Origin of the sequence: uncultured Rikenella sp. (assembly GCF_910579375.1) — a bacterium.
Lineage (GTDB): Bacteria > Bacteroidota > Bacteroidia > Bacteroidales > Rikenellaceae > Rikenella.
Map to the genome: position 1 here is coordinate 1 of NZ_CAJTUJ010000079.1, position 8,592 is coordinate 8,592.

The window sequence follows — 8,592 nt, forward strand, 5'->3', positions numbered from 1 at the left end:
AGCGACGCATCAGCGGCGCGGGGGAGGCGCGCCGAGGACGAACGTCCAAGCATGGGGGGCGGTCAATGGGCTGTGCTCTTGCGACCCGTAGGGTCGCGCGGGCCGGATCCACTCCCGGCGTAGGGCCGCCACCTCGCGATGCTCGCTGCGCCCCCGCTGGCTCCGGCCGCCAAAGTCAAACAAAAGTAGGGTAGAGGCTTGGCGGTTACTTGGGGCCGAGGCTGCCATTAAGAGACGCTGTGCGTCCGTTTATTCCGAGAGGCAACGCAACTGAAAACCGAAAGCACGGTAGTTCGAGTGGCTGTGGTACAGCGCCGTCGCAACGAAATCCAAATACATGCCATGGATACCGCTGACCGAGGACGTCAAAGCGTATCCGCCAAGACCGGTGTAATTCAACGCCCCCGTGTTATGGCCGCGGTAGCCCGGGGCGGCTCGTTATCGAAACTTTATCCCACCCGACAAAGACACCCCCTTGCCCGTCGCCGCATTCGAAGAGAGTCCCCATTCCGTCGGAAAAAGCCTGATACCCGTCTCCTGCCTGAAACCCTTCCACCACCCCGTCAAACCCTTAAAATCGCCCGGCTCCCACAGTATTGTCCCCACCAGCAGCAACACCGACGCAAACGCCGTCGCAAAAGTCGGTACCCGGTAGAGGTTCTTCGACGGAGGCAACGGCCCGAGCCGGTCGACCACCCGCCGCGTGAACCCCTCGTCCCGCACCCCTTCGTTGCGCGCCGCCGCGAACAACCGTTCCAGCGGATCGTTTTCTATCCTGTTGCGTCTCATAACTCTTCGTTTTTCAGATATTCCCGCAGTTTGGCCTTCGCCCGCGCCACCATGCTCTTGACCGTTCCCAGCGGCATCTCCGTCACGTGGGCGATCTGGCTGTGCGACAACTGCTCGACCGCCGAGAGCAGGATCACGTTTCGTTCCGCCTCGTCCAGGCAGGCCAGCGCGCTCTGCAAGATAGCGATTTCCGTACCGCTTTCCCCCGCCGCCTCCATCCGCTCGATCTCCAGCGTGGGGTGCAGCGACCGTCGGCTGTCGAGAAACGTGCGGTAAGCGATGCGGAACAGCCACGCCCGGAACGACCCCACGCCCGAAAACTGGCGGATCGAGGTGAAAGCCTTGATGAAAGCCTCCTGCGCCAGATCGTCCGCCCGGAACCCGTCGCCACCCGTCAGGTGGGTCAGATAACGCCGCAACGGAGAGTGGTAGCGTTCCACCAGCTCTCCGAATGCCGCGCGGTCGCCCGACCGTTTCACCCGCCTCACCAGCCACCACTCGCCCAACGCGTCGTGTCTGTTATCGGTTTTCGTCACGACGCTGTACGTACTGGCGGAACAAATAGACGATCGCGTATCCCACCCCGAGGATCAGCCCCCACAGCAGCAGTGAGGTGAAGAATCGCATGTAGCTCAGGTTGAGGAGCCCGATCCAGACCAGAATGACGAACCCGACGATCGCCATGATCAACAGCCGTCGGATAAAGCTCGTCAGCGGTCGCCCCATAGTTTCGAACTCGCTCGGCGAGTGTCCGTGTTCGATGGCGTATCGTTGAGCCTCGTATTTTTTCTTCAGCGCGATATACCAGAATCGCATGATGAAGAAAACCATCGCCACCCCCGAGCCGGTCGAGATGAGGACGATCAGTACGACCATCAAATGGTCTCCATTGAAGTCGAACGGCGTGTCCGAGTTCCTGTTTACTCCTTCGATCGCCCCTTCCAGTGCGGTCATCCGAGCGTCCAGCGCCTGTAACAGACTATCCGTCCGGATTTCCGTCGGAGTTTCGATAAGTGCGGCCAACTCCGTCGAATCGACCGGTTGGGCCGCCGCCGGAGCGGCTACGTTTCCGAAAATCAGTCCTGCGCCGAGCAGCAGAGCGAGTAACGCATGTTTCATCTTGTATCGATTGATTTTGTGGATTTCTATACCATAGACGCAACCGACCGTCATTTCGGATGTCGATAGGCGATTTTTTTGATGAAACTACCTCCGCGGGGGATTACAGCGTGATCCGCACGAAACGGTGCCCGTCCTGTCTTACCTTGTAACGGTCGTCGATTCGGCGGCCCGCTAACCAGACGATCGTCTCGCCCGAGAGCAGCACCCCCTGCCGCGCCTTCTCCGCCACCGGCACCTTGGCGTCGATCAGAAAGTCGCTCACCTTTTTCTGTCCCGCCATCCCGAGCGGGATGAACCAGTCTCCCTCCTGCCAGCCGCGCAGGCGGAGCGGAAATTTCAGCGCATCCGCCGTCAGGTAAGCCGTCTCGGGCGGCGTCGCCAGACTCTCCGGCAGCTCCTCCAGCGAGAGCCACTCCACCCGCGGGTCGTCCGCCTCGATCCACTCTTCGCGGAACGGCTCGACCACGCGCGGAGCCAGCAGAATCCTCCGCCGGTCGAGCCGCGCCGTCCATTTTTCCGCCTCGAACCGCTTTCCCGAGAGCGTCGTTTCGATTCCCTCCTCAGCTCGCTGCCACAGCGCGGCGATCTCCTCCGCCGCCTCCGGCGCGAAGCCGAAAGGACGCAGCAGCTCATAGAGCTCGAATCCGAAACAAGTCTCGTCCAACGCGTCGAGGTCGATCTCCTCCGGCCCCGCGAAAGCCCGGTCACGCAGCCGGGCGATCTGGAGGTCGATAAACTGTTGCGTAGCCTGCAACCGGACGAGGTTCTCCTCCATCGTCCGGGCGAACCGGTTGTTCGACGCGCTGTCCAGCCGCGGCAGGATGTCGTGCCGCAGCCGGTTGCGGAGGTATTTGAGCGTGGCGTTGGTCGAGTCCTCGCGATACGGCACCCCGTGTGCCGCCGCATAGGCCGTCACCTCGTCTCGCCGGGCGAAGAGCAGCGGCCGGATGATGCGTCCCCGCCGATCCGCAATGCCCGTCAGGCCGCGCAGCCCCGTTCCGCGCAACAGGTTGATAAAGAACGTTTCGGCCGAGTCGTCGGCGTGGTGCGCGATGGCGATGCGGTCGTAGTCGTGGTGCTCGCAGAGCGTCTCGAACCAGTCGTAGCGCAGCCGCCGGGCCGCCATCTGGATCGATTCGCCGCGCGCTTTCGCTTCGGCTTCGGTGTCGAACCGTACCGTGTGGAACGGAATGGCATGCTCTTCGCAATAGGCCTCTACCAGCTGCCGGTCGCCGTCGGCTTCGGCCCCGCGCAACCCGAAGTGGACGTGTGCCGCCGCGATGCGGCCCGGACAGCTCTGGCGCAGCAGGTCGAGCAGCGTCATCGAGTCGATGCCGCCGCTGACGCCCGCCAGTACGCGGTCGCCGGGAGCGATCAGTTGCCGCCGGTCGATGTATTGTCGGAATCGTTCGAGCATGGGGAAAGAGTTTTTCGGTTCGACATTCCGGGCCTTTCTGCGCGCCCGGAGTGTAAAAATAGTGTAATTTTGCGATGTGCGGCGAAAACCGCCGCCTTTCGCCATGATTTTCCATCCGCAGACCTATCGCCTTCCCGACCGGCCGGGAGAGCCCTTTATCGACGAACAGGAGATCGAATCGTTTCTGGCCCGCCACGCTTCGCCCTCGGCGGAAGAGGTTCGGGCCGTCGTTCGTCGCGCCATGAGCCGCGAACGGCTCCCGCTGGACGACGTCGCCGTGCTGCTGGGCGCCGGGCCCGGAGAGCGGCCGCTCGTGCTGGAGGCCGCCGAACGGCTCAAACGCGAGGTCTACGGCGACCGGATCGTTCTTTTCGCACCGCTCTATATCGGAAACCGGTGTACCAACCGCTGCGCCTATTGCAGCTTTCGGGCCGACAGCGCCGACACCGTGCGCAAGACCTTGACGGACGAGGAGATCGTCCGCGAGGTGACGGCCTTGGAGCGGACGGGGCACAAGCGGCTCATTCTGGTCTACGGCGAGCATCCGGCCTACAGCCCGGCGTATATCGCCGAGACGGTGCGGATCGCCTGCGGCGTTCGGTCAGAGCCGGCGGGAGAGATTCGCCGGGTCAATATCAACGCTGCGCCGCTCACCGTCGAGGGGTTCCGCACGGTGCACGAGGCCGGGATCGGAACCTATCAGATTTTTCAGGAGACTTACCACCGTGCAGCCTATGCCCGCTACCACCTCGGCGGCCGGAAAGCCGACTACGACTGGCGGCTGACCGCCCTCGACCGGGCGATGGAGGCCGGAATCGACGACGTGGGGCTGGGCGCGCTGCTTGGGCTCCACGACTGGCGATTCGAGGTGATGGGGCTTGTGCGCCACACGAACCACCTGGAGGCCTGTTTCGGCGTCGGGCCGCACACGATCTCGTTTCCGCGGATCAAGGAGGCCTCGGCCTCGCTGCCGGCCGCGTCGCCCGTGGGAGACGACGATTTCGTCTATGCCATCGCCGTGTTGAGGCTCGCCGTGCCGTATACCGGTCTGATTCTGACCGCCCGCGAACCGGCAGACGTGCGCGATGCGGCGATCCGCTACGGCGTTTCGCAGATCGACGGCGGAACCCGGCTCGAGATCGGCAGCTACTCGGCGGAACCGGAGGAAGAACAAGGCTCTCGGCAGTTCGCCATCCACGACGAACGGTCGCTGGACGAAATCGTCGGGCGGCTGGTCGGGGAGGGCTATTTGCCGTCGTTCTGCACGGCCTGCTACCGCCGCGGACGGACGGGCGAACACTTCATGGAGTTCTCCGTGCCGGGCTTTATCAAGCAGTTCTGCGGGCCGAACGCCATTCTCACCCTGGCGGAATACCTGACCGATTACGCCTCGCCGGAGGTGGCCTCGGCCGGGTGGAACCGGATCGAGTCGGCCTTGGAACAGCTGCCGGACGAGTCGGCGGCCCGGACTCGTGAACGGTTGGCCCGGATTCGGGCCGGAGAACGGGATATTTATTTTTAACTCATCAGAGAACCGATATGCTTCAGGCAGCTCTTTTCGACATGGACGGCGTGATCGTCGACAACCGCGACGCGCATTTGCGCGCTTTCGAACACTTTGCCGCGCGCCACGGCGTGACCGATTTCGATGCCCGGACGCTGTTGCCCTGTTTCGGATCGACCAACGCCGTGATTATGGCCCGTTTGTTCGGTCGCGACGACCTCCCCGCTGACGAAGTCGAACGCTTCTCGCGCGAGAAAGAGGAGATTTATCGCGAGCTCTACGACCCGATCATGCGCCCGGCCGAGGGGCTGGTCGATCTGCTGGAGACTTTGCGCGCGGCGGGGATGCGGATTGCCGTGGGGAGCTCTGCGCCGCGGATCAATGTCGATTTCGTGCTCGAGCGGTGCGGTATCGCTTCCTATTTCGACGCCGTGGCGTCGGGATCGGAGATCGCCCGGAGCAAGCCCGATCCGGAGGTCTATCTGCTGGCCGCTCGGAAATTAGGCGTCGATCCGCACGACTGCGTCGTTTTCGAGGATGCTTTCGTGGGGCTGGAGGCGGCGCGCCGGGCCGGGGCCAAGGCCGTGGCCATTGCCTCGACCTTTCCGCGCGAGCTGATCGAAGCGCGCGGCGACTACGACCTGTTGATCGACGGTTTTCCGGGACTCACGGTGACCGACCTGCAACGCTTATGGGCGTAATGACCTTTCGCGTGCTGGTTTTTTCGTAAAGTTTTCTTATTATTGTCCGTATGCGACGAACCGAACCGATGCGTGTAGGCGAGCTGTTGGAGGATTTCCTCTCGACGCGCGCTCTGGGGCCGGCCACGATGGAGGGCCGGGCGGTCGAGCTGTGGGCCGAGGCGGCGGGCGAATATGTCGTCCGGTCGACCGAAGATGTCTATATCCGCGGCGGAGTGCTTTATGTCCGTTTTTCGTCCGCTGCGGTTCGGGCCGAGATTTTCATGCGTCGTCGGGCGATCGCCGAGCGCATCAACGGGTTGTTGCGGGCGCGGATCGTGCGGCACATCGTCGTGCGGTGATCGGAGCATAGAGATTCGATTGTTATGAATATACCCGAACTCAAAGAGCGGTTGCTTGAACGGCTGTTGCGCTACGCGGCCTTCGACACCCGGAGCGATCCGGAGAGCGAGACCTATCCTTCGACCGCCCGGCAGCTCCTGCTGCTCAACCACCTGGTCGAAGAACTGACCCTCATCGGACTGGACGACGTCGAGATCGACGAATACGGCTATGTGACTGCCACCGTGCCTTCCACTTTGCCGGAAGAAGACTCTCTTTCGCCGACGGTGGGTTTCATCGCCCATGTCGATACCTCGCCCGATATGTCGGGCGAAGGGGTGCGGCCACAGGTCGTGCGCGATTATGACGGAGGTGCCGTTCCGTTGGGCGACGGCGGTCTTGTGCTCTCGCCGGAAGATTTCCCGGAACTTGCGCTGCTGCGCGGACACACCTTGGTGACCACCGACGGCACGACCCTGCTCGGGGCCGACGATAAAGCGGGGGTGGCCGAAATTGTGACGGCCGCGGAGTATCTCGTGACCCATCCGGAGGTGCGGCATGGACGTATTCGCATCGCTTTCACGCCCGACGAAGAGATCGGGCGCGGCGTCGATCATTTCGACGTCGCGCGGTTCGGCGCAGCGGTGGCCTATACGATGGACGGCGGGGCGGAGGGTGAACTGGAGTACGAGAATTTCAATGCCGCTTCGGCCCGGATCGCCATTCGCGGTCGGAATATCCATCCGGGGATGGCCAAAGAGAAGATGATCAATGCGATACAGGTGGCTTGCGAGCTGAATGCCATGCTGCCGGCGTGGGAGCGGCCGGAGCATACCGAAGGGTATGAGGGATTTTTCCATCCCGTCGCGATTCGGGGCGACGTGGATTCCGCTTCGATGGAGTACATTATCCGCGACCACTCCCGGGAACGGTTCGAGGCCCGGAAAGCGGTCCTGACGGCGGCGGCGGAGTATCTGAACCGGCGTTATGGGGCCGATACCGTGGGGCTGACCCTGACCGACCAATATTATAACATGCGCGAACGCGTGGAGACCTGTCCGGAGGCTGTCGCATTGGCCCGCCGGGCGATGGAAGAGGTGGGGGTGACGCCTTGTGTGCGGCCGATCCGGGGCGGGACGGACGGGGCGAGGCTCTCGTACATGGGGCTTCCGTGTCCGAATCTCTTTACCGGCGGCGCGAACTTTCACGGACGGTATGAATACTGCTCCGTGGACACCATGGCGGCGGCCACGTGCGTGATCGTCCGGCTGGCGGAGCTGTGGGGCGCGTCGCGACCGGCTGCTGCATCGAGTATCAACAAAAACTAACGATATATGTCATCCAACAAAGCCAAGACCGTACTCGTCGCCGGAGGCGCCGGGTACATCGGCACTCACACCGCCGTCGAACTGATTCGCGCGGGTTACGATGTCGTCATTGCCGACAACCTCTCGAACTCCGACCTCTCTGCCGTCAAGGGCGTGGAGGCGATCGTGGGTCGCTCCGTACCTTTCGTCCAGGTCGACTGCTGCGACCGCGAGGCGATGCGCGAACAGGTTTTCAGTCGGTATGCGTTCGATTCGGTGATCCACTTCGCGGCTTATAAAGCCGTGGGCGAGTCGGTGGCCGAGCCGCTCAAGTATTTCCGGAACAACCTCGATTCGCTGCTCACGGTGATGGACCTGATGCAGGAGTTCGAGGTGCCGAACCTCGTTTTTTCCTCCTCGGCGACAGTCTATGGCCAGCCCGAGGTGCTTCCGGCGACGGAACAGACGCCGCGCCAGCGGGCCAATTCGCCTTACGGGCTCACCAAACAGATGAGCGAGGACATCATTCAGGATACGGTGTCGGCAGTGCCGTTTTTCAAGGCGATCGCCCTGCGCTATTTCAATCCCATCGGGGCGCACCCGTCGGCCCTGATCGGCGAACTGCCGAAGGGGGTGCCGAACAATCTGGTGCCGTTTATTACGCAGACGGCGGCGGGGATTCGGAAAGAGCTTTCGGTCTTCGGTGACGACTACGATACGCCGGACGGTTCGTGTCTGCGGGACTACATCGACGTGGTGGATTTGGCGCGTGCGCATGTGGTGGCGGTGGATCGGATGGTCGGGGGGAGATCGGCCGAACGGTTCGAGATTTTCAACATCGGGACGGGAACGCCGGTGTCGGTGTTGGAGCTGGTGCGGTTGTTCGAAGAGGTGAACGGCGTGCCGGTGCCGCACCGGATTGCGGCGCGTCGGCCGGGCGACGTGGAGAAGATATGGGCCGCTACGGACAAGGCGAACGACGAGTTGGGCTGGCGTGCGGAGCGTGATTTGGGCGATACGCTGCGTGCGGCTTGGGCGTGGGAGAAACACGTGCGCGGATTGTAGTTTTTCAGTGTGATCGGGTTTTATCCGGTCAGTTTGTTTGATCCTTTGCAGGCTTTCGGGCTTGCAAAGGATTTTTTGTCTCTATGTGTGGCTGTAGGTTGGGCCGAGGCGGCCTTGGGGTAGAGGCTGCCCATTCCGAGTGCCGGGAGGCACCGCCCGCCCGGCGTAAGGGCAGTACCCTCCTGTAGCTAAAGACGCGCGCCCCGCTAAGGAGGGAAATCGTCAAAATGCACTTGTGCGTTTTGACAAGATTTCTCCAGGCGCGCGAAAAAAGAGTGGTGCGCAAAAACTCCGTCACACGCCCGCTTAAAGGACATATTCTGCCGGTTGGCACTCGGCCAATCCGGCAAGAATTGCCGCGGGCGA

General features: G+C 62.6%; 9 protein-coding genes. 5 read left to right on the forward strand and 4 right to left on the reverse strand.

What is annotated here, in order from left to right; genetic code table 11:
* Positions 1 to 438: 438 nt before the first annotated feature.
* The 4 genes from QZ302_RS07115 to tilS form a co-directional block, all read right to left on the reverse strand.
* Positions 439 to 789: a hypothetical protein gene (locus QZ302_RS07115; protein ID WP_294593995.1), complete on the reverse strand. Its 351-nt coding sequence runs from the start codon at positions 787 to 789 to the stop codon at positions 439 to 441.
* The gene (locus QZ302_RS07120) at positions 786 to 1,325 is read right to left on the reverse strand and encodes a sigma-70 family RNA polymerase sigma factor (RefSeq protein WP_294593997.1); all 540 of its coding nucleotides are present in this window, start codon (positions 1,323 to 1,325) and stop codon (positions 786 to 788) included. Before QZ302_RS07120 ends, QZ302_RS07115 begins: the two co-directional genes overlap by 4 nt.
* Entirely contained in the window at positions 1,309 to 1,908 is a 600-nt protein-coding gene (locus tag QZ302_RS07125) for a hypothetical protein (RefSeq protein ID WP_294593999.1), read from the reverse strand. Before QZ302_RS07125 ends, QZ302_RS07120 begins: the two co-directional genes overlap by 17 nt.
* A 103-nt stretch (positions 1,909 to 2,011) precedes the next feature.
* Positions 2,012 to 3,328, reverse strand: a complete 1,317-nt coding sequence (tilS, locus tag QZ302_RS07130; RefSeq protein ID WP_294594001.1) for a tRNA lysidine(34) synthetase TilS — start codon at positions 3,326 to 3,328, stop codon at positions 2,012 to 2,014.
* Between the two features lie 103 nt (positions 3,329 to 3,431).
* On the opposite strand from tilS, the gene hydG reads away from it, so the two are divergent.
* Genes hydG through galE form a run of 5 tightly spaced genes read left to right on the forward strand, consistent with a single transcriptional unit; the run spans position 3,432 to position 8,226 of the window.
* Positions 3,432 to 4,850: a [FeFe] hydrogenase H-cluster radical SAM maturase HydG gene (gene hydG, locus QZ302_RS07135; protein WP_294594003.1), complete on the forward strand. Its 1,419-nt coding sequence runs from the start codon at positions 3,432 to 3,434 to the stop codon at positions 4,848 to 4,850.
* Positions 4,851 to 4,867: 17 nt separating this feature from the next.
* Positions 4,868 to 5,533 (forward strand): HAD family phosphatase, encoded by a 666-nt coding sequence (locus tag QZ302_RS07140; RefSeq protein WP_294594009.1) that lies wholly within the window; start codon positions 4,868 to 4,870, stop codon positions 5,531 to 5,533.
* 50 nt (positions 5,534 to 5,583) lie between these two features.
* Positions 5,584 to 5,874, forward strand: a complete 291-nt coding sequence (locus tag QZ302_RS07145; protein WP_294594010.1) for a DUF721 domain-containing protein — start codon at positions 5,584 to 5,586, stop codon at positions 5,872 to 5,874.
* Positions 5,875 to 5,898: 24 nt separating this feature from the next.
* Positions 5,899 to 7,182: a peptidase T gene (gene pepT, locus QZ302_RS07150; protein ID WP_294594012.1), complete on the forward strand. Its 1,284-nt coding sequence runs from the start codon at positions 5,899 to 5,901 to the stop codon at positions 7,180 to 7,182.
* A gap of 6 nt (positions 7,183 to 7,188) precedes the next feature.
* Positions 7,189 to 8,226, forward strand: a complete 1,038-nt coding sequence (gene galE, locus QZ302_RS07155; protein WP_294594014.1) for a UDP-glucose 4-epimerase GalE — start codon at positions 7,189 to 7,191, stop codon at positions 8,224 to 8,226.
* Positions 8,227 to 8,592 lie beyond the last annotated feature (366 nt).